The sequence below is a fragment of the Streptomyces sp. CoH27 genome, from assembly GCF_020181035.1.
GTDB classification, from domain to species: domain Bacteria; phylum Actinomycetota; class Actinomycetes; order Streptomycetales; family Streptomycetaceae; genus Streptomyces; species Streptomyces camelliae.
On record NZ_JAIQYY010000015.1, the window covers coordinates 1 to 23551 of the forward strand.

The 23551-nt window shown below is 70.0% G+C and carries 22 protein-coding genes and 1 riboswitch; of the genes, 11 read left to right on the top strand and 11 right to left on the bottom strand.

Annotation, left to right across the window (positions count from 1 at the left end; all coding sequences use genetic code 11):
• Positions 1-364: 364 nt before the first annotated feature.
• The 3 genes from LE548_RS25240 to LE548_RS25250 all read left to right on the top strand — a co-directional run bounded on the left by LE548_RS25240 (position 365) and on the right by LE548_RS25250 (position 3248).
• Positions 365-1252, top strand: coding sequence for a helix-turn-helix domain-containing protein (locus LE548_RS25240; protein WP_225099247.1), 888 nt, complete (start codon positions 365-367; stop codon positions 1250-1252).
• 282 nt (positions 1253-1534) lie between these two features.
• A complete protein-coding gene (locus LE548_RS25245) occupies positions 1535-2752 on the top strand; it encodes an MFS transporter (RefSeq protein ID WP_225099248.1) in 1218 nt (405 codons plus the stop codon).
• Positions 2742-3248 (top strand): flavin reductase family protein, encoded by a 507-nt coding sequence (locus tag LE548_RS25250; protein WP_225099249.1) that lies wholly within the window; start codon positions 2742-2744, stop codon positions 3246-3248. The genes LE548_RS25245 and LE548_RS25250 overlap by 11 nt, the downstream gene beginning before the upstream one ends.
• A gap of 12 nt (positions 3249-3260) precedes the next feature.
• Here the strand turns inward: LE548_RS25250 and LE548_RS25255 are convergent, their stop codons facing one another.
• Both LE548_RS25255 and LE548_RS25260 read right to left on the bottom strand, forming a co-directional pair.
• Positions 3261-4454, bottom strand: coding sequence for a PotD/PotF family extracellular solute-binding protein (locus LE548_RS25255; protein ID WP_374116174.1), 1194 nt, complete (start codon positions 4452-4454; stop codon positions 3261-3263).
• A 268-nt stretch (positions 4455-4722) separates the two neighbouring features.
• The gene (locus tag LE548_RS25260; RefSeq protein WP_225099250.1) at positions 4723-6162 is read right to left on the bottom strand and encodes a gamma-aminobutyraldehyde dehydrogenase; all 1440 of its coding nucleotides are present in this window, start codon (positions 6160-6162) and stop codon (positions 4723-4725) included.
• A 171-nt stretch (positions 6163-6333) separates the two neighbouring features.
• Between LE548_RS25260 and LE548_RS25265 the strand changes: the two genes are divergently transcribed.
• The 6 genes from LE548_RS25265 to LE548_RS25290 all read left to right on the top strand — a co-directional run bounded on the left by LE548_RS25265 (position 6334) and on the right by LE548_RS25290 (position 11880).
• Positions 6334-6855, top strand: coding sequence for an Lrp/AsnC family transcriptional regulator (locus LE548_RS25265; protein WP_067041370.1), 522 nt, complete (start codon positions 6334-6336; stop codon positions 6853-6855).
• Positions 6840-8222, top strand: a complete 1383-nt coding sequence (locus LE548_RS25270; RefSeq protein WP_225099251.1) for an aspartate aminotransferase family protein — start codon at positions 6840-6842, stop codon at positions 8220-8222. Before LE548_RS25265 ends, LE548_RS25270 begins: the two co-directional genes overlap by 16 nt.
• A gap of 201 nt (positions 8223-8423) precedes the next feature.
• Complete coding sequence (locus LE548_RS25275; protein WP_225099252.1) at positions 8424-9164, top strand: ABC transporter ATP-binding protein; 741 nt, start codon at positions 8424-8426, stop codon at positions 9162-9164.
• Positions 9146-10495: a hypothetical protein gene (locus tag LE548_RS25280; RefSeq protein ID WP_225099253.1), complete on the top strand. Its 1350-nt coding sequence runs from the start codon at positions 9146-9148 to the stop codon at positions 10493-10495. Before LE548_RS25275 ends, LE548_RS25280 begins: the two co-directional genes overlap by 19 nt.
• 89 nt (positions 10496-10584) lie before the next feature.
• Positions 10585-10992: a VOC family protein gene (locus LE548_RS25285; protein ID WP_225099254.1), complete on the top strand. Its 408-nt coding sequence runs from the start codon at positions 10585-10587 to the stop codon at positions 10990-10992.
• A 192-nt stretch (positions 10993-11184) separates the two neighbouring features.
• Positions 11185-11880 (top strand): LAETG motif-containing sortase-dependent surface protein, encoded by a 696-nt coding sequence (locus LE548_RS25290; RefSeq protein WP_263636565.1) that lies wholly within the window; start codon positions 11185-11187, stop codon positions 11878-11880.
• A 93-nt stretch (positions 11881-11973) separates the two neighbouring features.
• Here the strand turns inward: LE548_RS25290 and LE548_RS25295 are convergent, their stop codons facing one another.
• The 4 genes from LE548_RS25295 to rlmN all read right to left on the bottom strand — a co-directional run bounded on the left by LE548_RS25295 (position 11974) and on the right by rlmN (position 17068).
• Entirely contained in the window at positions 11974-12993 is a 1020-nt protein-coding gene (locus LE548_RS25295; RefSeq protein ID WP_225099256.1) for an ABC transporter ATP-binding protein, read from the bottom strand.
• Positions 12994-13022: 29 nt separating this feature from the next.
• Positions 13023-14624 (bottom strand): iron ABC transporter permease, encoded by a 1602-nt coding sequence (locus tag LE548_RS25300; RefSeq protein ID WP_225099441.1) that lies wholly within the window; start codon positions 14622-14624, stop codon positions 13023-13025.
• Positions 14625-14671: 47 nt separating this feature from the next.
• Positions 14672-15748 carry a thiamine ABC transporter substrate binding subunit gene (locus LE548_RS25305; protein ID WP_225099257.1) on the bottom strand — a complete coding sequence of 359 codons (1077 nt, stop codon included), beginning with the start codon at positions 15746-15748 and terminating at the stop codon, positions 14672-14674.
• An 81-nt stretch (positions 15749-15829) separates the two neighbouring features.
• A riboswitch (TPP riboswitch) is annotated at positions 15830-15938 on the bottom strand.
• 23 nt (positions 15939-15961) lie between these two features.
• Positions 15962-17068, bottom strand: coding sequence for a 23S rRNA (adenine(2503)-C(2))-methyltransferase RlmN (gene rlmN, locus LE548_RS25310; RefSeq protein WP_225099258.1), 1107 nt, complete (start codon positions 17066-17068; stop codon positions 15962-15964).
• 153 nt (positions 17069-17221) lie between these two features.
• On the opposite strand from rlmN, the gene LE548_RS25315 reads away from it, so the two are divergent.
• Positions 17222-17887 carry a YceI family protein gene (locus tag LE548_RS25315; protein ID WP_225099259.1) on the top strand — a complete coding sequence of 222 codons (666 nt, stop codon included), beginning with the start codon at positions 17222-17224 and terminating at the stop codon, positions 17885-17887.
• 89 nt (positions 17888-17976) lie between these two features.
• Here LE548_RS25315 and LE548_RS25320 read toward each other — a convergent pair whose 3' ends face one another.
• From LE548_RS25320 to rpsB, 5 genes are all read right to left on the bottom strand, one after another.
• Entirely contained in the window at positions 17977-19143 is a 1167-nt protein-coding gene (locus LE548_RS25320; RefSeq protein ID WP_225099260.1) for a phosphatidate cytidylyltransferase, read from the bottom strand.
• On the bottom strand, positions 19143-19700 hold the full coding sequence (gene frr / locus LE548_RS25325; protein ID WP_225099261.1) for a ribosome recycling factor: 558 nt from the start codon (positions 19698-19700) through the stop codon (positions 19143-19145). Before frr ends, LE548_RS25320 begins: the two co-directional genes overlap by 1 nt.
• Positions 19701-19845: 145 nt before the next feature.
• On the bottom strand, positions 19846-20604 hold the full coding sequence (gene pyrH, locus LE548_RS25330; RefSeq protein ID WP_225099262.1) for a UMP kinase: 759 nt from the start codon (positions 20602-20604) through the stop codon (positions 19846-19848).
• Between the two features lie 228 nt (positions 20605-20832).
• Positions 20833-21669, bottom strand: a complete 837-nt coding sequence (gene tsf / locus LE548_RS25335; protein WP_225099263.1) for a translation elongation factor Ts — start codon at positions 21667-21669, stop codon at positions 20833-20835.
• Positions 21670-21820: 151 nt separating this feature from the next.
• Positions 21821-22696, bottom strand: coding sequence for a 30S ribosomal protein S2 (gene rpsB / locus LE548_RS25340; protein WP_225099264.1), 876 nt, complete (start codon positions 22694-22696; stop codon positions 21821-21823).
• A 272-nt stretch (positions 22697-22968) separates the two neighbouring features.
• Here rpsB and LE548_RS25345 point away from each other — a divergent pair, with 272 nt between their 5' ends.
• The gene (locus LE548_RS25345; protein WP_225099265.1) at positions 22969-23550 is read left to right on the top strand and encodes a M23 family metallopeptidase; all 582 of its coding nucleotides are present in this window, start codon (positions 22969-22971) and stop codon (positions 23548-23550) included.
• Position 23551 lies beyond the last annotated feature (1 nt).

Genomic DNA, 23551 nt, shown 5'->3' on the forward strand with positions numbered 1-23551 from the left:
CACCAGCGTCAGCCGCATCCGCGACGTCAACCCCTGCGACTCCACCGGACCACCCGGACCACCCGGACCACCCGGACCACCCGGACCGGCCGAAACCGCCCCCTCCGACACACCATCAACAACAGACATGGGATCCCCTTCGAGACCTTCGAGAAGCTTCGAGAAACGTCGAGAACCTTCGACCGAAGGAATCCTGCGACCCGCGCCGGCACCTACCCAGTCCCCAAAAACGACTCCTCGGCCGCTGACCGGGCGGGCGCTGGGTGGTCACGACATGACCACCCAGCACGGGAAGGACCGGTGATCCACCCCCGTTGGACGGGGGGCACGGTTCATGTCACCGGATTCACGGGAGGGGCACCCCATGCCTGACTTCTCCGAGCTGAGCGACTTCCTGCGCAGCCGCCGAGCCGCCCTGACACCCGAGGAGGTCGGGCTTCCGCAGCTGGCGGAACGACGCCGGGTACCCGGTCTGCGCCGCGAGGAGGTGGCGCTGGCGGCCGGCCTGAGCGTCACCCACTACACCCGGCTCGAACAGGGCCGCATCAACCACGTGTCCGACTCCGTCCTCGACGCGATCTCCCGCACCCTGCGCCTGACCCCGGACGAGTACAGCCACCTCATGGATCTCGCCAGGCCGGAGACGGTCACCTCCCGTCGTGCCCAGGCCCCGCGAACCCCCTGCGCCGACCACGGTGTCCGCCAGCTCATCGACACCTTCACGGACACCCCCGCCCTGGTCCTGGACCGGCGCAACGACGTCCTCGCCTGGAACGCCATGGGCCATCTCCTGCTGGGCATGCACCTGGACTTCGACGCACCCGAGCATCCGGGGCGCCGGCCGAACCTGACCCGGATGCTCTTCCTGGACGAGCGCAACCGCGACCTCTACCCGCGCTGGCACGACGAGGCACAGCTCGCGGTGGCCTCGCTGCGGCTCGTCGCCGGCCGCTACCCCCACGACAAGCAGCTCGCCGAACTGGTCGGCGAACTCATCATGAACAGCGAGGAGTTCGCCAAACGCTGGGCCCGGCACCCGGTGCGGACCTGTGTCGCCGGAATCAAGGAGATCGACCATCCCCTCGTCGGTGCCATGGAGCTCTCCTTCCAGAGCCTGCTGGTTCCCGGAGCGGCCGGACAGCGCATGATCGCCTACACGGCCCGGGTCGGTACGAGTTCGGAGGCCGGTCTGCGGCTGCTCTCCTCCACGTTGCATGTGCCGAACACGAGCATCCCGACGGCCGTCGACTGACGCCCCGGCAGCGCCCGCGGCGGCACAGGCCGAACACAACACGGGCAACTTGCCGAAGACGCCCACCGTCGGCATCGACTCCTCAGGCCGGCGGGCCCGGCCGGGCTAACGTCACTGCGCGGTGACACTCCGCCCGCCTGACGGCCTTCCCCCTCCGTCGGCGGGCGGGGTCTCACCGCTCACTCCGGCCGGCCCGTGTCCGCCGCGCCCACCGCGCGGCACGGCCGGCCCCCCATCGCCAGCTCGCGCACCGGTCCGGTGCGCCGAGGTCGAGGAGTACACATGCCACTGGCGCTTCTGGCTCTCGCCATGGGTGCGTTCGGCATCGGAACCACGGAGTTCGTGGCCACCGGGATCCTGCCGCAGGTCGCGGACTCCTTCGGCGTGTCGATCCCGTCGGCCGGCTACCTGGTCACGGCCTACGCCGTCGGCGTGGTCGTCGGCGCACCCGTCATGACCCTGCTGGGCACCCGGATGTCCAGGAAATCGATGCTCGCACTGCTCATGGGCGTCTTCGTGGCCGGCAACGCGCTCTGCGCGGCCGCACCGGACTTCGCCCTCCTGCTCCTCGGCCGGGTCCTCGCCTCCTTCACCCACGGCGCCTTCTTCGGCATCGGCTCGGTCGTGGCGGCGGACCTCGTGGCGCCGCACCGCCGCGCCTCGGCGATCTCCATGATGTTCAGCGGACTCACGGTCGCCAACGTCGCGGGAGTCCCCCTGGGAACGCTGGTCGGACAGGCGGCCGGCTGGCGCGTCACCTTCGTCCTCATCGCCCTCCTGGGAGTCCTGGGCGTCGCCGGAGTCCTCTGCTTCGTCCCCGCCGACCGCCGTCCCGAACGGGCCGGTGTCGCCGGGGAGGCGGCCGCGCTCCGCAACCCGCAGGTCCTGCTCGCGATGCTCATGACCGTACTGGGATTCGGCGGGGTGTTCGCCGCCGTCACCTACATCGCGCCGATCCTGACCGAGGTGGCGTCCTTCCCCGAGTCCTCGGTCTCCGGGCTCCTCGTCGTCTTCGGATGCGGGCTGGTGCTCGGCAACATCATCGGAGGCAGGCTCGCCGACAAGCGGCTCATGCCGATGCTCTGCACCACGCTGGCGCTGCTCTCCGTGACACTGCTCTGCTTCAGTCTCGCCGCCTCCCACCAGGTCGCCGCGGTGGTCCTCACATTCCTGATCGGAGTGTTCGGCTTCGCGACCGTCCCGCCCCTGCAGAAGCGGGTGCTGGACAACGCGGCGGGGGCACCGACCCTGGCGTCCTCCCTCAACATCGGCGCCTTCAACCTCGGCAACGCCATCGCCGCCTGGCTCGGCGGCCTCACCATCAGCGCCGGCTTCGGGTACGCGTCCTCCAGTGCGGTCGGCGCGGTCATGGCCGCGGCCGCGCTGCTCACCGCCGTCGCGTCCGGCCGCCTGGAGTCGAGGCAGCGCCGCACCGCCCCCCGGCCGGACCCGCTGCCGGTCCCCGCCCACGCCGAAGGAACCCTCGACCATGCTCCGTGAAGCGACCCGCTCCCTGGTACTCGACGCCTTCTCCCGGATCGCCTCGACCGTGGCCGTGGTCAGCGCCGCCCACGACGGCACCCTGCGCGCGATGACGGTCACCTCGTTCGCGACCCTCTCGATGGCCCCGCCACGGCTCCTGGTCTGCGTGGCGAAGACGGCCCGCACCCACGTGGCCCTCACAGCACAGCCCGCGTTCGCGGTGAACCTGCTCGCCGAGGACCAGGAGGACCTGGCGCGCACGTTCGCGACGTCGGAGCCGGCGAAGCACACGACCGGCGGCCTCCGGGTGCTCGACGGTGGGATACCCGTCGTACCGGACGCGGCGGCCAGCCTGATCTGCCACCGGGAGAAGATCCACGACGAGGGCGACCACGACATCGTCATCGTCCGTGTCGTCGCGGTGGCCACCTCCGACTCCCCACCGCTGCTCCACCACCGCAGGACCTTCAAGCCGGTCGGCAGCACCCTGGACCGGGTGACGGCACCCGGGTGACCGGTCGGCGGCTCAGAGCCCCACGATCCTGTTCCAGCGCTTGGCGAACTCCACCCGTTCCGTGGAGGTGATGTCGCGGGCGACGGCGAGACGGCCGCGCATCGTGGCGTCCGGGAAGATCAGGGGGTTGTCGGCGAGGGCCGCGGTGTCCTTGTCCTTCGAAGCGGCCAGCACCTCCCTGGCCGCGGGGACCGGGCAGACGTACGTCACCCACGCGGCGAGCTCCGCGGCGGCCTCGGGGTCGTAGTAGTAGTCGATCAGCCGCTCGGCGTTGGCCTTGTGCAGGGCACGGTCGGGGATCATCAGGGAGTCCGCCCAGAGTTCGGCGCCCTCCTCGGGGACGACGAAGCGGATGTCGGGGTTGTCCGCCTGGAGCTGGATGACGTCACCCGAGTACGCCTGGCAGGCCAGCACATCGCCGCTGACCAGGTCCTTGGTGTAGTCGTTGCCGGTGAAGCGGCGGATCTGGCCGCGGTGGATCTCGCGCTCCACCTCGTCGCAGACGTTGTGGAAGTCGTCCGCCGTCCATGTGGTGATGTCCACGCCGTTGCCCTGCATCAGCAGCGCGAAGGACTCGTCCAGGCCGGAGAGGAGCGTCACGCGGCCCTTGAGGTCGCTCGCCCAGAGGTCCTTCACGTGCCGGATCTCGCGGCCCAGCTTCTTGCGGTTGTAGGCGATGCCGGTGATGCCCGACTGCCACGGCACGCTGAACCGGCGGCCCTTGTCGAAGGCGGGTGTACGCAGCAGCGGGTCCAGATACTTGGCCACATTCGGCTGCCGGGCGCGGTCCATCTCCTGGACCCAGCCCAGCCGGACGAACCGGGCGCACATCCAGTCGCTGATGACGATCAGGTCCCGGCCGGTGGACTGGTGGTTCATCAGCGCCGGGCTGATCTTGCCGAAGAACTCGTCGTTGTCGTTGATCTCCTCGACGTAGTCGACGGAGATGCCGGTGCGCTTCTCGAAGGCGTCCAGGGTGGGCCGCCGGTTCGGGTTCTTGTCGTCGGTGTCGATGTACAGCGGCCAGTTCGCCCAGGTCAGCTTCTTGTCGGCCGTGGACGCGTCGGCGACGGCCCGGTCGCCGGGCGCGACGTAGGCGGCGGGCACCCCGCAGCCGGCCAGGGCGCCGAGCACGGCGGTGCCGCCGAGCGCGCGCAGAAGGGAACGGCGGGGCATCGGTGTCGTACGGGAGGAAGTCTGGGGCACCCCGGAAGCATGCCGCCCGGCCCGCCGAACGGACAATCGACGCTGCGTCGAGCAAGCCGGCGGCTGCCCGACACCTTGTCGATCACTGATGGCATGTTCCAGTCATACGTGCCCTGTTCACTGGCCGGACACCGGCGCGTCCCTGAACCGGGACGGCACTCTTCAAGTCACCGGCAGCGAGCTGGAGTTCGTGGCCGGGGAACGAGCCGGCGCGGCCCCCGGACGGGGAGGTGACCCGTCCAGAGGCCGCGCCCGCTGTACCCGGTGTCTACTCGCCCAGGGACGTCATCACGTGCTTGATGCGCGTGTAGTCCTCGAAGCCGTACGCCGACAGGTCCTTGCCGTAGCCGGACTTCTTGAAGCCGCCGTGGGGCATCTCGGCGACCAGCGGAATGTGGGTGTTGATCCACACGCAGCCGAAGTCGAGCTTCTTGGACATGCGCATCGCGCGGGCGTGGTCCTTGGTCCACACCGAGGACGCGAGGGCGTACTCGACGCCGTTGGCCCACTCGACGGCCTGGTCCTCGTCCGAGAAGGACTGGACGGTGATGACCGGGCCGAAGACCTCGTTCTGGATGATCTCGTCGTCCTGCTTCAGGCCGGAGACGACGGTCGGGGCGTAGAAGTAGCCCTGGTCACCGACCTGGTGGCCGCCCGCCTGGACCTTGGCGTGGGCGGGGAGGCGGTCGATGAAGCCGGAGACCTGCTTGAGCTGGTTCGGGTTGTTCAGGGGGCCGTACAGGACGTCCTCGTCGTCCGGCTGACCCGTCTTCGTCTCGGCCGCGGCCTTGGCGAGCGCGGCCACGAACTCGTCGTGGATGGACTCCTGGACGAGGACGCGGGTCGCGGCCGTACAGTCCTGGCCGGCGTTGAAGAAGCCCGCGACGGAGATGTCCTCGACGGCCTTGGCGATGTCGGTGTCCTCGAAGACGACGACCGGGGCCTTGCCGCCGAGCTCCAGGTGGACCCGCTTGACGTCCTTGGACGCGGACTCGGCCACCGACATGCCGGCGCGCACCGAGCCGGTGATCGACGCCATCGCGGGCACCGAGTGCTCGACCATCAGCCGGCCCGTGTCGCGGTCGCCGCAGACGACGTTGAAGACGCCCTTGGGGAGGATCGAGCCGATGATGTCCGCGATGAGGACGGTGGAGGCGGGGGTGGTGTCCGACGGCTTCAGGACGACCGTGTTGCCCGCGGCGATCGCCGGGGCGAACTTCCATACCGCCATCATCATCGGGTAGTTCCAGGGGGCGACCTGGGCGCAGACGCCGACCGGCTCACGGCGGATGATCGAGGTCATCCCCTCCATGTACTCACCGGCCGAGCGGCCCTCCAGCAGCCGCGCCGCGCCCGCGAAGAAGCGGATCTGGTCGACCATCGGCGGGATCTCCTCGGAGCGGGTCAGCCCGACCGGCTTGCCCGTGTTCTCCACCTCGGCCGCGATCAGCTCCTCGGCGCGCTCCTCGAACGCGTCCGCGATCTTCAGCAGCGCCTTCTGCCGCTCGGCGGGCGTCGTGTCGCGCCAGGCCGGGAAGGCGCGGGCGGCGGCCTCCATTGCGGCGTCCACGTCCGCCGCACCGGACAGCGGCGCGGTCGCGTACGCCTCGCCCGTCGCGGGGTTGACCACCTCGGTGGTCCGTCCGTCGGCGGCGTCCCGGAACTCACCGTCGATGTAGTTGCGCAGACGACGCAGCTCGGTGCTCACTGCCGGCCTCCTGAATCAGGTTCTCGCTGTCCGATTGCTGAGACACCCACCCTAGTCGCCAGGCCCACGTTTTCAACACCCCCATGGGCACCTCTTCTGCGAAATCCGCAAGGTTCGGACTCTCAGACAACGAATTTCATCGATCGGGGCTTGCGGAACTGTCGAGACCTCGTGCACAGTGAGGTCGTGGCCAGTCGAAGCGCAGACCAGAGGGACTCCACCCGCGAGTCCAGGAACGGCGGCACCCCCCAGCTGGATGCCGTCTCCCTCGCCATCATCCAGCAGCTCCAGGAGGACGGCCGCCGGCCGTACGCCGCGATCGGCAAGGCCGTCGGCCTGTCCGAGGCGGCCGTGCGCCAGCGCGTCCAGAAGCTGCTGGACCAGGGCGTGATGCAGATCGTCGCCGTCACGGACCCGCTCACCGTGGGCTTCCGCCGGCAGGCGATGGTCGGGATCAACGTCGAAGGCGATGTCGAGTCGATCGCGGACGCGCTGACTGACATGTCGGAAGTCGAGTACGTGGTGATGACCGCGGGCTCGTTCGACATCCTCGCCGAGATCGTCTGCGAGGACGACGACCACCTGCTGGACGTCATCAACAAACGCATCCGGGCCCTGCCCGGGGTGCGCTCCACCGAGAGCTTCGTCTACCTCAAGCTCAAGAAGCAGACCTACATGTGGGGAACCCGATAACCGTGACCCAGAAGGACCTCAGCCGCACCGCGTACGACCACCTGTGGATGCACTTCACCCGCATGTCCTCGTACGAGAACTCCCCCGTCCCGACCATCGTCCGGGGTGAGGGCACCTACATCTACGACGACAAGGGCAAGCGCTACCTCGACGGTCTCGCCGGTCTGTTCGTGGTCCAGGCCGGTCACGGCCGCACGGAACTCGCCGAGACCGCCTTCAAGCAGGCCCAGGAGCTCGCCTTCTTCCCGGTGTGGTCCTACGCCCACCCCAAGGCCGTCGAGCTGGCCGAGCGCCTGGCCGACTACGCCCCGGGCGATCTGAACAAGGTCTTCTTCACCACCGGCGGCGGCGAGGCCGTCGAGACCGCCTGGAAGCTCGCCAAGCAGTACTTCAAGCTCAAGGGCAAGCCGACCAAGTACAAGGTCATCTCGCGTGCGGTCGCCTACCACGGCACCCCGCAGGGCGCCCTGTCCATCACCGGCCTGCCGGGCCTGAAGGCCCCCTTCGAGCCGCTGGTGCCGGGCGCGCACAAGGTGCCGAACACCAACATCTACCGCGCCCCGATCTTCGGCGACGACCCCGAGGCCTTCGGCCGCTGGGCCGCCGACCAGATCGAGCAGCAGATCCTCTTCGAGGGCCCGGACACCGTCGCGGCGGTCTTCCTTGAGCCCGTGCAGAACGCCGGCGGCTGCTTCCCGCCCCCGCCCGGCTACTTCCAGCGCGTGCGCGAGATCTGCGACCAGTACGACGTGCTGCTCGTGTCGGACGAGGTCATCTGCGCCTTCGGCCGCCTCGGCACGATGTTCGCCTGTGACAAGTTCGGCTACGTCCCGGACATGATCACCTGCGCCAAGGGCATGACCTCGGGCTACTCCCCGATCGGCGCCTGCATCATCTCCGACAAGCTCGCCGAGCCGTTCTACAAGGGCGACAACACCTTCCTGCACGGCTACACCTTCGGCGGCCACCCGGTGTCGGCGGCGGTGGGTCTCGCCAACCTCGACCTGTTCGAGCGCGAGAACCTCAACCAGCACGTGCTCGACAACGAGGGCGCCTTCCTGCAGACCCTGCAGAAGCTGCACGACCTGCCGATCGTCGGCGACGTCCGCGGCAACGGCTTCTTCTACGGCATCGAGCTGGTGAAGGACAAGCACACCAAGGAGTCCTTCAACGAGGAGGAGACCGAGCGCGTGCTGTACGGCTTCCTCTCCAAGGCCCTGTTCGACAACGGCCTGTACTGCCGTGCCGACGACCGCGGCGACCCGGTGATCCAGCTCGCCCCGCCGCTGATCTCCGACCAGGAGACCTTCGACGAGATCGAGCAGATCCTGCGGGCCACGCTCACGGAGGCGTGGACCAAGCTCTGATCATCCTCGGGTGATCCTTCTGGATGATCAACACCGGCCCCGGTGCCGCCCGTTCGAGTGAGAACGGCGGCCCGGGGCCGTGTGCTGTCCGGCCTCCCGGTACCGGCTATCTAGCGTTCCAGTGACCGATCGGCCCAGCCTTCGTTCGCCCACACGAGGGATCAGGCACGGGAACACGGATCAGAACCGAGGTGTACGCCCATGGAGGCCCCGCCGGACAACGACGTGCTCTGGGCACGCGCGCTGCACTTCAGGCACCCCGACGGCTCCCCCGGGCTCGCCGGGATCTCGCTCGGGGTGCGGGAAGGCGAGATCTTCGCCGTCACCGGCCCGCGCGGCAGCGGCAAGACGACCTTGCTGCGCTGTCTGTCCGGCCTGGTGCCGGTGCGCGAGGGCGAGGTCTGGTTCAACAGCGTGCCCGTGCACACCCTCAGCCCGATGGCCCGGGAACGGCTGCGCCGGGACCGCTTCGGCTGGATCGACCCCGTACCGGTCCTCGTCCCCGAGCTGAACGTCTGGGAGAACGCCGCGCTCCCCCTGATGCTGCGCGGCACCAGCCGCCGCCGGGCCAAGGTCGCCGCGCTGGAGTGGCTGGAGCGCCTCGACGTCGGCGACAGGTCCCGCGCGCACCCGCACGAACTTCAGCAGGCCGAACGCCAGCGCGTGTCGATCGCCCGTGCGCTGGCCCCGGCCCCCTCGGTCCTGTTCGCCGACGAACCGACGGCCCCGCTGCACCGCGCCGACCGCACCCACGTGCTGCGGACGCTCACCACGGCCGCCCGCTCGCACGGCATCACCGTCGTCCTCGCCACGAACGACCCCGACACCGCGGCCCTCGCCGACCGGACGGTCTCCCTGCTGGACGGGCGGCGCGTCCAGACCGTGCACCTGCCCCAGACCCCGGAGACGGAAGGCCGGGCCGCGTGCTCGCTCTCCGTCTGACCCGCGCGGCCCGGCCCGCGGTCCAGCTGCGCCGCCTGCTGGTGGCCGCGGCCTCGGCTGGCACCGGGTTCCTGCTGCTGTCCTGCCTCGGTTACGCCCTGCACCACCCTCAGTCCGCCGGTGCCGCCGCGCTGCGCCTGGTCTGGTGCGCGGTGCCGCTCGCCGCCACGGTGTACCTCGCGCTCGCCGTCGCCCGCACCGACCCCGGCACCAAGCCACGCACCGGACTGTCCGCCGTCGGCCTCGGCCCGGCCCGCCTCATGGCCATCTCCGCCCTCACCACGGCCCTGGCCTGCACCCTGGGCTCGGCGGTGGCCCTGCTGGTCTTCCTGCACCTGCGCGGCGACCTGACGGGCATGCCCTTCGACGGCGCCGCGTCCGACTTCCTCGCCTCCGGCCAGCCCCTCCCGCTCCCGGCGGCCCTGACCCTGCTCGCCCTGGTGCCGGCCACGGCGACGACGACGGTGGCCCTGTCCCTGCGCCCGCGCGACCCCCGCCCCACCACTCCGGGCCCGCGCAGATTCGGCCGTTTCGGGGCGTACGGCCACGCGACGGCGAAGGAGACGTTCGGGACGTACGGCAGGTACGGCGCGCGTCTGAGCCGGCGGACCGCGAGCGACGGCGGGCCACCGCATCCGCACCCGACGGGCGACCGTACCGCCGAGACCGCTCCCGCTCCGCAGGAGAGCGGCGACCTCACCGCACCGGGCACCGAACCCGGCTCCCCGGCCCCGGAGACCACCTGGCCCGCGGACACTCCTCAGCCCCCCAAGGACGCCCCCGCCGGCCTCCCCTGGGGCATCACCTTCCTCACCATGGGCCTCGCGGTCCACGCCTACGACCGCGCGGCCCTCGCCGTGCTGCTCGGCTGGCTCCTCATCGCCACCGGCCTGGTCCTCGCCGCCCCCGGCCTCACCCACCTGTGCGGCCGGCTCCTGCAGTCCACCCGCCCCGGCGCCCTCCGCCTGCTCGCCGGCCGGGTCCTCATGGCGGAAGCCACCCGTATCGGCCGTCCCCTGGGCGTCGTGTGCGCGGTCGCGTCCGCCGGGTACGCCATGACCACGCTGTACGCCGGCTCCGCACCGGCGTTCGGCCCGCTGACCACCCTGGGCGCGCTGCTCGTCACGGGCTGCACGGTCGCCACCCTGCTCACCGCGGCCGTGGAGACCCGCCAGTGCCGGTCCGAGACGACGGCCGCGCTACTCCGGCTCGGCGCCCCGGTCTCGATGCTGCGCGTGGCAGCGGCCCTGCGCGCGGCGGCCCTGCTGGCGCTGTTCGGTCCCCTCACCGTCGTCGTCGCCTCCCTGGCGGCGCTCCCCGTGGACCGCTGAAAAAAGTTCTCCCGTCGCCGATGAGTTCGAGCCGGACCCCCGGTCTACCCACCGAACACACTGGCACGAACCTCTACGGGAGAGACCTCATGTACCAGCAGATGATCTTCGTGAACCTGCCCGTGAACGACCTCGACGCCTCGAAGAAGTTCTTCACGGAGCTGGGCTACACGATCAACCCCCAGTTCAGCGACGAGAAGGCGGCCTCCGTGGTGATCAGCGACACCATCTTCGCGATGCTGCTCACCAAGCCGTTCTACGCGACGTTCACCAAGAAGGAGATCGCCGACGCGACGACGACCAGCGAGGTGCTGGTCTGCCTGAGCGCGGAGAGCCGCGCGAAGGTCGACGAGCTGGTCGAGAAGGCGATCGCGGCGGGCGGCACGGAGACCGGCCCGACCCAGGACCACGGCTTCATGTACGGCCGCACCTTCGACGACCTCGACGGCCACACCTGGGAGGTCATGTGGATGGACCCGGCGGCGGTCCAGGGCTGACAACTCGGGTCAAACGTCCGGTCGGTTAATAAGAAGGTAAAGCCAACGACTGCTGACGGCTTGTGCATTGACACTGCTTACGGAGCGCTTATAGACCTGTGAGCCTCCTGGGGGTGCTGGGGCGTCACCCTCGTCCGCCGCCCCAAAACCCCCTCAGCCCCCCGCAGTTATGCACTCTGTAAAGGACAAACGTTGTCCATAACTCGCCGCAGTGCACGTCGTTCCGTGCGCATCCTCGGTGTTGTCTCTGCCTCCGCCGCCGCGGTGCTGGCTCTGTCCAGCACCGCGTCCGCATGTGTGATCGGTGACTTCAAGGCCGAAGCCAAGTGCGACGGCGCGAAAGGTGTCATCGTCGTCACCGACACCGATGTCACCGGCACCCCGGCCCATGTCACCGTGTTCCTCAAGGACACCAGTGGCGTCGAGACGAAGGTGGGCGAGCACGAGGTCAAGGGCTCGGCCACGGGTGCGTCGGTGACCATCCCGGAGGACTGGAAGCCGGGCGCGACCTACCGCGTCCACATCAAGGCGACCAACATCCTCGACGAGGACATCCAGCCCGACCTGACGACCCCGTCCACCGCCTGCACGACCGGAAGCTCCACCCCGGCCCCGCCGGCCTCGACGACGCCGAAGCCGTCGCCGTCGGCGTCCACCCCGGCCCAGTCGCCGACCCCGACCCCGTCCGACTCCGCGTCCAGCTCCGCCCCGGCGAGCGCGGCGCCGAGCAACGCACCGTCCCCGGCGGCCGGCAGCTCGAACCTCGCCGAGACCGGTGCGAACTCCAACACCCCGCTGATCGCCGGTCTCGCGGGCGCGCTGGTCGTCGTCGGCGGCGGCGCGGTCTGGTTCGGCATGCGCCGTCGCGGCACGCGCGGCAACGGCTGACCCCGGCGCTTTCACTCCACTTCCGCGGCCCGTCCCCCTATCCCCAGGGGACGGGCCGCGGTCGTACGGCCCCTCCCCTCAGCAGGTCGCAGATCAGCCGAGCACGACGATGTCGGCCGCGTCGAACTCCACGCCCACCGCGTCTCCGGCCTCGGGCGCGTCCCGCAGTGCGCAGGCGGCCTCCAGGCGTGGTCCGTCCCCGGGCTGGAGGTGGACGGCCACATGGGTGCCCTTGAAGGTGCGGGCGGTCACCGTGCAGGGCAGGCCCGCGTCGGCCGCCACGAGCCGTACCCCGGCGGGCCGGACCAGCAGCGTGCGCGCGCCCTGCGGGGAACCGTCGGGCACCGGCAGCTTGCCCCAGGGGCTGTCGGCGGCCGTACCGACGACGGTCGCCTCGACCACGTTGTCGAAGCCGAGGAACCGGGCCACGAACGCGTCGGCGGGCCGCTGCCAGACCTCAAGTGGCGTGCCGGACTGGGCGATCCGCCCGTCCCGCATCACCACCACCCGGTCGGCCAGCGCGAACGCCTCGCCCTGGTCGTGGGTCACGGCGAGCACGGTGGTGCCCAACCGCCTGAAGAGTTCCCGCAGTTCGACCACCAGCCGCTCCCGCAGCGAGCGGTCGAGCTGGCCGAGCGGCTCGTCCAGCATCAGCAGCCGGGGCTTCGGCGCGAGCGCACGGGCGAGGGCCACGCGCTGCTGCTCACCACCGGACAGGGCGGCCACGGCCCGCCGCGCCGCCCCGGGCAGCCCGACCAGCTCCAGCAACTGCCCCACCTCGGCGTCCCGTTCCCCCTTGGCGACGCCGTGCATGCGCAGCCCGAAGGCCACGTTCGCGCCGACGTCCCGCTGCGGAAAGAGCTGATGGTCCTGGAACATCAGGCCGACACCCCGCTTGTGCGCGGGTACGCCGGACTGGTCGCGGCCGTCGAGCAGCACCCGCCCGCCGGACAGGGGCTGGAGGCCGGCGACCGCCCGGAGCAGCGTGGACTTTCCGCTGCCGCTGGGCCCGAGCACGCACACCACCTCCTGCTCGGCGACCTCCAGACCGACGGCGTCGAGCACGGCCCGCCCGCCGAAGCGCACGGTCGCGGCATCGAGGCTGAGCAGCATCAGAACTCCCCCGTCAGCGTCTTCGGCATCTAGAACTCCCCCGTCCGGTCGGTGCGCAGCCGTTCCAGGACGAGCAGCGCGACCGCGCACACCACCATCAGAATGGTCGAAAGGGCCATCGCCTGGCCGTAGTTGAGGTCTCCGGGACGGCTGAGCAGCCGGGCCACGGCGACCGGGAGGGTGGGATTGTCGGGCCGGGCGATGAACACGGTCGCCCCGAACTCACCGAGCGAGACGGCGAACGCGAACCCGGCCGCGACCAGCAGCGCCCGCAGCACCAGCGGCAGGTCCACCTCCCGCCACACCCGCCAGGGCGACGCCCCGAGCACGGCTGCCGCCTCCCGGAGCCGGCCGTCCACCGCGCGCAGCACGGGCAGCATGGTCCGTACGACGAAGGGGGCGCCGACCAGCGCCTGGGCGAGCGGGACGAGGATCCAGGACTGCCGCAGATCCAGCGGCGGCTTGTCCAGGGCGATCAGGAAGCCGAAGCCGACGGTCACGGCGGACACGCCGAGCGGCAGCATCAGCAGCGCGTCGAAGCTCCGGACCAGCCGTCCGGCGTCCCGGCGGGCGAGCGCGGCGGCGGCGAGACCTCCGATCACGACGGCGATGGCCGTGGCGGCGACGGCGTACTGCAGCGAGGTCCACACCGCCTGCACGGGCGCCACCAGGAACGTACCGCCGTCGGAGTCGGCGAGCGCCCGGTAGTAGCCGAAGCCGGGGGCGTCGAGGGAGCGCCGGACGAGCACGGCGAGCGGCAGCACGAGGAGCAGCGCGACGGTGACGAGGACACCTGCGAGCAGCGCCCACTGCCCGGTCCCGCGCGGCCGGCGGGCGGTCACCTTGGGGTCGACCAGCCGCAGCGCGGTCTCCCGGCGCCGTACGGTCCAGGCGTGCACGGCGAGGATCGCGCCGACGGCGGCGAACTGTACAAGGGTGAGGACGGCGGCTGTGGACAGGTCGAAGACCTCGGAGGTCTGCCGGTAGATCTCCACTTCGAGGGTGGAGAAGGTGGGGCCGCCGAGGATCTGGACGACGCCGAAGGAGGTGAAGGTGAACAGGAAAACCATCAGCGCGGCGGCGGCCACGGCGGGCGCGAGCGCCGGGAGGGTGACCTTCCGCCAGGCGCTGAGCGGAGACGCGCCCAGCATGCGGGCGGCCTCCTCCTGACGGGGGTCGAGCTGGGACCACAGTCCGCCGACGGTGCGGACGACGACCGCGTAGTTGAAGAAGACGTGGGCCAGCAGGATCGCCCACACCGTGGTGTCCAGCCGTACGCCCCACAGCTCGTCCAGCAGCCCGCCGTGCCCCACCAGCGCGAGGAAGGCGCTGCTGGCGACGACGGTGGGCAGCACGAACGGGACGGTGACGACGGCCCGCAGCACCTGCTTGCCCGGGAAGTCGAGCCGGGCGAAGACATAGGCGGCGGGCAGGGCGAGGAGCAGGGTGAGCGCGGTGGAGGCGAGCGCCTGCCAGGTGGTGAACCACAGCACGTGCCGGATGTCCGGCTGGGTGACGACGTCCGTGATCCGCCCGAACCGCCAGGCGCCGTCCACCTTCAGCCCGCGCGCGACGATCGCGGCCACGGGCCAGGCGAAGAACAGCGCGAAGAACGCGACGGGCAGGGCCATCAGCCCGAGCCGCGTCACGTTCCCGCGCGTCTTCCGCCGGGGTTCGGCTACTTCAGTACGAGTGACGTCCACGACTTGACCCACTGGTCGCGGTTGGCGGCGATCGTGCCGGGGGCCATGGTCTCGGGGTGCTGGGCGGCCGGGCCGTACTCGGTGAACTCGGCGGGCACCTTCGCCCCCTTCAGGACCGGGTAGACGTACATGTTCAGCGGCATGTCCTCCTGGAACTCCTTGGAGACCAGGAAGTCGATGAACGCCTTGGCGCCCTTGGGATTCTTGGCGTTGCTCAGCAGCCCGGCGAACTCGATCTGCCGGAAGCAGGTGCCGTTCGCCACGCCGGTCGGGGCGGTGCTGGGCCGCTTCGTGGCGTAGATGACCTCAGCGGGCGGCGAGGAGGCGTACGACACGACGAGCGGCCGGTCACCGCCGGCCTTCTTGCCCTCGGAGGAGCCGGAGAACTCCTGGTAGTAGGCCTGCTCCCAGCCGTCGACGACCTTGACGCCATTGGCCTTGAGCTTCTTCCAGTAGTCCTGCCAGCCGTTGTCCCCGAACTGCGCGGCGCTGCCCAGCAGGAAACCGAGGCCCGGCGAGGAGGTGGCCGCGTTCTCGGTGACGAGGAGGTTCTTGTACTCGGGCTTGGCCAGATCGGCGAAGGTCCGGGGCGGTGTCAGCTTGTGCTTGCTGAAGTACGCCTTGTCGTAGTTGACGCAGATGTCGCCGTAGTCGATCGGCGTGACCCGGTGCTTGGCCTGGTCGAGCTGGTAGGCGGCGCCCACCTGGTCGAGGCCCTTGGCGGTGTACGGCTGGAAGAGGCTGTTGTCGAGGGCGCGGGAGAGCAAGGTGTTGTCGACACCGAAGAAGACGTCGCCCTGCGGGTTGTCCTTGGTGAGGATGGCCTTGTTGACGGCCTGCCCGGCGTCGCCGTCCTTGAGGACCTTGACCTTGTACCCGGAACTCTTCTCGAAGTCGGCGAGCACGCTCTTGGAGACGGCCCACGAGTCGTGGCTGACGAGGGTGACGGTCTTGGAATCGGCGGGTGACGACGTGCCGTTGCCGGAACCGCACGCGGACAGACCGATCAGGCCGAGGCCGACCGCGGCGGCCACGAGGGTCTTGTTGTGCACTGGATGTCCTCCTGGGGGTTGGCCAGGAAGAACGCGGCCCTGCCCGGCCTTCCGCGCAGGAGGCCGGGCAGGGCGCAACAGCTTGAGTGATGACCGAACTTCCTACCCAGAATGACCTGGGCGAGGTTCAGAGGGTCTGCGGCCCTGTCCGCCGCACTCTCAGCGCTGTGGCGCTCCCCTGTCGGAATATGAAGATATGTGGACCCGGTCAGATTACCGCTCGGTGGCCGCGAGCTGACCACAGGCTCCGTCGATCTCCTGCCCACGGGTGTCCCGGACGGTGACGGGCACCCCGTGCGCGGCGATGGCCTCGACGAACGCCTTCTCGTCCTCGGGCCGCGAGGCGGTCCACTTGGTGCCCGGGGTCGGGTTCAGTGGAATGAGATTGACGTGCACGGGCTTGCCCCTGAGCAGTCGGCCGAGCCGGTCCCCCCGCCACGCCTGGTCGTTGATGTCGCGGATGAGCGCGTACTCGATGGACAGCCGGCGCCCGCTCTTCTCGACGTACTCGAACCCGGCGTCCAGCACCTCGCGCACCTTCCACCGCGTGTTCACGGGGACGAGGGTGTCGCGCAGTTCGTCGTCGGGGGCGTGCAGGGAGATCGCGAGCCGGCACTTGAAGCCCTCGTCGGCGAACCGGTGGATGGCCGGCACCAGCCCGACGGTCGAGACGGTGATCCCGCGCTGAGAGAGCCCGAGCCCGTCGGGGGCGGGATCGGTGAGCGCCCGGATCGCACCCACGACCCGGTTGTAGTTGGCGAGCGGCTCACCCATCCCCATGAAGACGATGTTCGAGAGCCGGGCAGGCCCGCCGGGCACCTCGCCGTCCCGCAGCGCCCGCATCCCGTCCACGATCTGGTGGACGATCTCGGCGGTGGACAGATTCCGGTCGAGCCCGGCCTGCCCGGTGGCACAGAAGGGGCAGTTCATCCCGCATCCGGCCTGCGAGCTGATGCACATGGTGACCCGGTCCGGATACCGCATCAGCACGGACTCGACCAGCGTGCCGTCGAACAGCCGCCACAGCGTCTTGCGGGTGGCGCCCTGGTCGGTCGACAGATGCCGGACGACCGTCATCAGCTCCGGGAACAGCGCTTCGCGCAGCCTCTCCCGCGAGCCGGCGGGGATGTCCGTCCACTGGTCCGGGTCGTGCGCGTACCGCGCGAAGTAGTGCTGCGAGAGCTGCTTGGCACGGAACGGCTTCTCACCGATCCCGGCCACGGCTTCCTTGCGCTCGGCGGGCGTGAGGTCGGCGAGATGCCGCGGCGGCTTCTTGGCTCCGCGCGGGGCGACGAAAGTGAGTTCTCCGGGCTTAGGCATGGCCTTACCAGTGTCGCAGATCGAACAGGGTGGCCCGCTGCGCTCGTTCCCCGGGGGGTGCGCGGGGTGGCGGCCTGTGAAGTTCTGTCGGGAAACGGTCGGGTTTCCTGGTCGGCCCTTGTCCCGCCTTTTGCCATGTCGTAGCAACAGGCCATGAAGTTCTTCGGCCGCAACTCCCCCCACCGGCACGCGCAGTCCCCCGGCGCGCCCGTGGCGACCACCGCTGCGGTGGCCGGTGCCACCGCCACCGCCGTACTGCCCGATCCCGAGCTGGCGCACCTGACCGGCGAGTGGCTGATCGATCCCGCGCACAGCAGGATCGGGTTCTCGGTGCGGCACGCGATGGTGACGACGGTGCGCGGTGCCTTTCCGCAGTACGAGAGCCGCCTGTACTTCGACGGCCGTGACCCGTCCCGGTCCCGGGCCGACATCGTGGTGTACACCGCCAGTGTCGACACGGGGGTCGAGCAGCGGGACGCGCACCTCGTCGGCCGCCCGTTCCTGGACTCCGCGACCTATCCGCGGATGACGTTCACGAGCACCGCCGTGCGGCTCGTGGGCAAGGACGTCTACCGGATGGCCGGCGACCTCACGATCAAGGACACCACCCGCCCGGTCGACCTGGACCTCACGTACATCGGCCACGTCACCGACGCGTTCGGTGACGAGCGGGTCGGCTTCGACGGCACCACCACGATCAACCGCTCCGACTGGGGTCTGACCTACGACGCCCGGATCGCCCAGGGCGGCGCCATGGTGAGCGAGACGGTCCGCCTCCAGTTCGACCTCGCGGCCATCCGCGTCACACCGGGCGCCTGAGCCTGGACACACCGGTGCCCCCGTCCCGCGCCCAGGACGGGGGCACCGTCGTATGCCTCGTCGTACGGCCCTCTGCTCACGCTCACGGCTCACGCGGAGCCGACGAACACCACCAGCAGCAACCACACCACCGGAGCCGTCGGCAGCAATGAGTCCAGCCGGTCCATGATGCCCCCATGACCCGGCAGCAGCGTGCCCATGTCCTTGATGCCCAGGTCGCGCTTGATCATGGACTCGCCGAGATCGCCCAGGGTGGCGCTGGCCGCGACCGCGAGGCCGAGGAGCAGCCCCTGCCACCAGGTGCCGTCGTCGATCAGGAACTGCATGCACAGCGCGCCCGCGACCATCGCGAAGGTCACCGCGCCCAGCAGGCCCTCGCGGGTCTTGCCGGGACTGATGCGCGGGGCCAGCTTGTGCCTGCCGAAGCGCCAGCCGACCGCGTAGGCGCCGGTGTCGCTGACGACGGTCAGGAGCAGGAAGGTCAGGACACGCCAGGGGCCGTCCTTCGCCGTCAGCATCATCGCGACGAACGTGGCCAGGAACGGCACGTAGAACGCCGCGAAGACGCCCGCCGTGACGTCCTTGAGGTAGCCCTCGGGTGGCTCCGTCATCCGCCAGACCAGGGCCGCGAGAGCGGTCAGCGCCATGGCGACCCACGCCCCCTCGGCGCCGCGCACATACCCGGCGACCACCATCGCCGCACCGCCCACCGCGAGCGGCACGAGCGGCGCGTTGATGCCCTTGCGCTCCCGCAGCCTGCTCGTCAGCTCCCACAGGCCCACGACCACGGCAGCCGCGATCACGCCGACGAACACGGCCTTGCGGACGAACAGGGACGCGACGATCACCACACCGAGCCCGACCCCGACCCCTATGGCCGCGCTCAGGTCACGGCCCGCGCTCTTCTTCTGCGGCGCTGGCGCCGGCTGGGGGGCGTCGGGCATGGGCTCCGGATTCTGGTTCTCGGCAGGCAGGGACCCGGCCGGTGCGGGCTCGGGCCATGCCTCGCCGGCGGCCTCGTTGCGGAACAAGGGGCCACTCGGCCGAGCGGCCCCCCGGTCGTCGTCCTGGTCATCGCCGTATCGAGATACGGCGGGTCCGTCGGGCACGATGGGCATGGGGCGAGTGTGCTGCGCCTCAGGCGCATCGTACGCGGGACCCGCCGGGGCGGCTCCCTGGGCAGGACCACCCTCGGTGGGCCCCCAGTAGCCGGCCTGACCCGCCGATGGCGGCGCCCCCCAGGAAGAGTCGCTCATCAGACTTCGAGCAGCTCCGCTTCCTTGTGCTTCAGCAGCTCGTCCACCTGCGCGACGTACTTCGACGTGAGGTCGTCCAGCTCCTTCTCCGCGCGGCGGCCCTCGTCCTCGCCGACCTCGCCGTCCTTGACGGCCTTGTCGATGGCGTCCTTGGCCTTGCGGCGCACGGAGCGGATGGAGACCCGGGAGTCCTCCGCCTTGTGCTTGGCGACCTTGATGAACTCGCGGCGGCGCTCCTCGGTCAGCTCCGGGAAGACCACACGGATGATGTTGCCGTCGTTGCTGGGGTTGACGCCCAGGTCGGAGTCGCGGATCGCCTGCTCGATGTTGCGCAGCGCGGTCTTGTCGAACGGCGTCACAACCGCCATGCGCGGCTCCGGCACGGAGAACGAGGCCAGCTGGTTGATCGGCGTCAGGGCACCGTAGTAGTCGGCCACGATCTTGTTGAACATCGCCGGGTGCGCACGGCCGGTGCGGATCGCGGCGAAGTCCTCCTTGGCGACCACGACGGCCTTCTCCATCTTCTCCTCGGCTTCGAGGAGGGTCTCTTCGATCACCACTTGCTCCTGCGTGTCTTGAGTAAGGCCCGGCTGCGGTTCCCGGAGTCGGGCGGCGGCCGGCTGCGTCGCGTCTGCTTCCTGCACGGTTCCGGACCGGCAGGACATTGTCCATCCCCCGGCCGGGAACCGGGTGGTCCTGAGCTCAGTCCCGGCTTCCCTGGTCACCCACCAGCGTGCCGATCTTCTCACCCTTGACCGCCCGCGCGATATTGCCCTCCGCGAGCAGCTCGAAGACGAGGATCGGCAGCTTGTTGTCACGGCACAGCGTGATCGCGGTGGCGTCGGCGACCTTCAGGTCGCGGGTGATGACCTCGCCGTAGCCGAGCGAGTCGAACTTGACGGCGTCGGGGTTCTTCTTGGGGTCGGAGTCGTAGACCCCGTCCACGCCGTTCTTGCCCATGAGCAGCGCCTCGGCGTCGATCTCCAGGGCACGCTGCGCGGCGGTGGTGTCGGTGGAGAAGTACGGCATGCCCATACCGGCGCCGAAGATGACCACGCGGCCCTTCTCCAGGTGGCGCACGGCGCGCAGCGGGATGTACGGCTCGGCGACCTGGCCCATCGTGATGGCGGTCTGCACCCGGCTGTCGATGCCCTCCTTCTCCAGGAAGTCCTGGAGGGCGAGGCAGTTCATCACGGTGCCGAGCATGCCCATGTAGTCGGAGCGGGCCCGGTCCATGCCGCGCTGCTGGAGCTCGGCGCCGCGGAAGAAGTTGCCGCCGCCGATGACGACCGCGATCTCGGCGCCGTCCCGGACGACGGCCGCGATCTCGCGGGCGATCTTGTGCACCACGTCCGGGTCCACGCCCAGGCCGCCACCGCCGGAGAAGGCCTCTCCGGACAGCTTCAGCAGAAACCGGCCGCGCACTTTGCCGTCGTCGCTCTTCTGGGCCTTGGTGGTCATGGGAGATCCCGCCTCTTTCACGTGTTGCACATACGAAGAAGGCCATTGCCGGTGGGGTCGCTTTTCGCTCCCATGCGCGGCAATGGCCTCCTCGTCAGATCTGCTGCCGTCCGCCTCACGCCGGGGTGTGGCGGTGTACGCGGACGACTGCTTACGACCCTATCGGGAATTCCCCCGGGATTGGTCCCGGGTTCTGTCCACGGGCCGTGCGTCGATCGCGGTACGGACTCAGATGCCGACCTTGATGCGCGCGAAGCGCTTCAGGGTGACACCGGCCTCGTCCAGAACCTTCTGGACCGACTTCTTGTTGTCCAGCGCGTACGGCTGGCCGAGCAGCGTGGCGTCCTTGAAGAAGCCGTTGAGGCGACCCTCGACGATCTTGGCGATCGCGGCCTCGGGCTTGCCCTCGGCGCGGGTGGTCTCCTCGGCGATGCGACGCTCGGACTCGACGACCTCGGCCGGCACCTCCTCCTGGGAGAGGTACTTCGGCGCGAAGGCGGCGATGTGCTGGGCGACGCCCCTGGCGACCTCGGCGTTCGGCTTGTCGAACTCGACCAGGACACCGATCTGCGGGGGCAGGTCGGGCATGGTCTTGTGCATGTAGGAGGTGACGTAGCCGTCGGAGAACTGCGCGAAGCGGTCCAGGACGATCTTCTCACCGAGGGTGGCGTTGGCCTCGTCCACGAACGCCTGGACGGTCTTGCCGGCCTCGATCTCGGAGCCGAGCAGGGCCTCGATGTCGGCCGGGTTCGTCTTGGCGACGTGCTCGGCGATGGTCTGGGCCACGGCCTGGAACTTCTCGCCCTTGGCGACGAAGTCCGTCTCGCACTTCAGCTCGACGAGGACGCCGGTGGAGTTGTCGTCGGCGATGATGGAGACCACGGCGCCGTTCTCGGCGGAGCGGCCCTCGCGCTTGGCGACGCCCTTCTGGCCCTTGATGCGCAGCGCCTCGACGGCCTTCTCGACGTTGCCCTCGGCCTCGTCCAGCGCCTTCTTGCAGTCCATCATGCCGGCGCCGGTGAGCTCACGGAGCTTCTTGACGTCGGCGGCGGTGTAGTTCGCCATGAGTCTGTGAGTCTTTCTCGAAGTCTGGAGAATCTTCAGGTCAGCACGGTTTGCGTTCCCCATGTAGTCGGGGTTGGCATACGTCGTACCGACCTACGGGTGAACAGCGGGGGCGGACTTCATGTCAGCGCCCCCGCCGTCAACGCGTGCGTCAGGCCTGCTCGCCCTCGGCGGCCGGAGCCTCGGCAGCCGGAGCCTCGGCAGCCGGAGCCTCAGCGGCGGCCTCAGCCGGCTTCTCGGCCTCGTCGGCCTTCTTCTCACCCTCAAGCAGGTCGCGCTCCCACTCGGCAAGCGGCTCGCCCGCGGCCTTCTCGCCCTTCTCACCGGCGGCCACGCCGGAACGGGCGATGAGGCCCTCGGCGACGGCGTCGGCGATCACACGGGTGAGCAGGGTGACGGAGCGGATCGCGTCGTCGTTGCCCGGGATCTTGTAGTCGACCTCGTCGGGGTCGCAGTTGGTGTCGAGGATCGCGACGACCGGAATGTTCAGCTTCCGGGCCTCACCAACGGCGATGTGCTCCTTCTTGGTGTCCACGATCCAGACGGCGCTCGGCACCTTCTGCATCTCGCGGATACCACCGAGGGTCTTCTCCAGCTTGGCCTTCTCACGCGAGAGGACCAGGAGCTCCTTCTTGGTCAGACCGGAGGACGCGACGTCCTCGAAGTCGATCTGCTCCAGCTCCTTCAGGCGCTGCAGACGCTTGTAGACGGTCGAGAAGTTGGTGAGCATGCCGCCCAGCCAGCGCTGGTTGACGTAGGGCATGCCGACGCGGGTCGCCTGCTCGGCGATGGCCTCCTGCGCCTGCTTCTTCGTGCCGACGAACATGACCGTGCCGCCGTGGGCGACGGTCTCCTTGACGAACTCGTAGGCGCGGTCGATGTACGACAGCGACTGGAGCAGGTCGATGATGTAGATGCCGTTGCGCTCGGTGAAGATGAAGCGCTTCATCTTCGGGTTCCAGCGACGGGTCTGGTGACCGAAGTGGACGCCGCTCTCCAGCAGCTCCCGCATCGTGACGACGGCCATGGCCGTATCTCCTTGAGTTCCTCGGTTGTGCCGCGAAAGCCGGACGGCCTCCACGCCTGACGCCCGCGATGCGCCGTGCCACAGAGGACCGAGAGGCGCTGACACCGACCGCTTGGCGGCCCGGTGTCGGGGCGTGCGAAGTCGACCCGGTGACCCGGATCGCCAGAAGAAGTGTACGGGACCGCCGGGGCACCGGGTGACGCCGCTGTCCACAACCGGGGAGTAGTCCACAGACTCCGGCCGTGATCGGCGGGGTGGGGGACGGTTGTCGCATGCGACGATCCATGCGATATGCCCAGGTCTGGGCCATCTTGCTGCTGGCCGCTCTGGCGGCGGCCCCACTGCCCCCGTGGGCCTGGGCGGCTCCCGCTCCCCCGGCCCCCGCTCCGTCCCCCGTCCGGGTGCCGCAGATCGCCCGCGCCTGGCCGGTGGGTGTACGACCGCCGGTACTGCGCGGCTGGGAACCCCCGCCGACACCGTACGGCCCGGGTCACCGCGGCGCGGACCTGTCCGCCCCGGCCGGCTCCCCGGTACGGGCGGTGGCCCCGGGCCGGGTGTCCTTCGCGGGGCGGGTGGCGGGACGGGGTGTGGTGTCCGTGGAACTGAGGGGCACGGATCTGCGGACGACGTACGAGCCGGTGAGTCCGTCGGTGCGCAAGGGTGACGAGGTCGGGGCGGGGGATGTGGTGGGAGCGGTGGAGCCGACGGGTTCACACTGCACGGTCACGTGCGTGCACTGGGGCTTGCTGAGGGGCGAGACCTACCTGGACCCGCTGTTGTTGTTGCCACCGTGGCTGCTGCACAGGGGGCCGTCGAGACTGCTGCCGGTACTGGGAGTACCGCTGCCGGCGTAGC

Coding starts and splice junctions, on each gene's coding strand:
- LE548_RS25240 (WP_225099247.1), top strand. CDS start 365: ATGCCTGACTTCTCCGAGCTGAGCGACTTCCTGCGCAGCCGCCGAGCC.
- LE548_RS25245 (WP_225099248.1), top strand. CDS start 1,535: ATGCCACTGGCGCTTCTGGCTCTCGCCATGGGTGCGTTCGGCATCGGA.
- LE548_RS25250 (WP_225099249.1), top strand. CDS start 2,742: ATGCTCCGTGAAGCGACCCGCTCCCTGGTACTCGACGCCTTCTCCCGG.
- LE548_RS25275 (WP_225099252.1), top strand. CDS start 8,424: ATGGAGGCCCCGCCGGACAACGACGTGCTCTGGGCACGCGCGCTGCAC.
- LE548_RS25285 (WP_225099254.1), top strand. CDS start 10,585: ATGTACCAGCAGATGATCTTCGTGAACCTGCCCGTGAACGACCTCGAC.
- LE548_RS25295 (WP_225099256.1), bottom strand. CDS start 12,993: ATGCTGCTCAGCCTCGATGCCGCGACCGTGCGCTTCGGCGGGCGGGCC.
- LE548_RS25300 (WP_225099441.1), bottom strand. CDS start 14,624: ATGGCCCTGCCCGTCGCGTTCTTCGCGCTGTTCTTCGCCTGGCCCGTG.
- rlmN (WP_225099258.1), bottom strand. CDS start 17,068: ATGCCTAAGCCCGGAGAACTCACTTTCGTCGCCCCGCGCGGAGCCAAG.
- LE548_RS25315 (WP_225099259.1), top strand. CDS start 17,222: ATGAAGTTCTTCGGCCGCAACTCCCCCCACCGGCACGCGCAGTCCCCC.
- LE548_RS25320 (WP_225099260.1), bottom strand. CDS start 19,143: ATGAGCGACTCTTCCTGGGGGGCGCCGCCATCGGCGGGTCAGGCCGGC.
- pyrH (WP_225099262.1), bottom strand. CDS start 20,604: ATGACCACCAAGGCCCAGAAGAGCGACGACGGCAAAGTGCGCGGCCGG.
- tsf (WP_225099263.1), bottom strand. CDS start 21,669: ATGGCGAACTACACCGCCGCCGACGTCAAGAAGCTCCGTGAGCTCACC.
- rpsB (WP_225099264.1), bottom strand. CDS start 22,696: ATGGCCGTCGTCACGATGCGGGAGCTGCTGGAGAGCGGCGTCCACTTC.
- LE548_RS25345 (WP_225099265.1), top strand. CDS start 22,969: ATGCGACGATCCATGCGATATGCCCAGGTCTGGGCCATCTTGCTGCTG.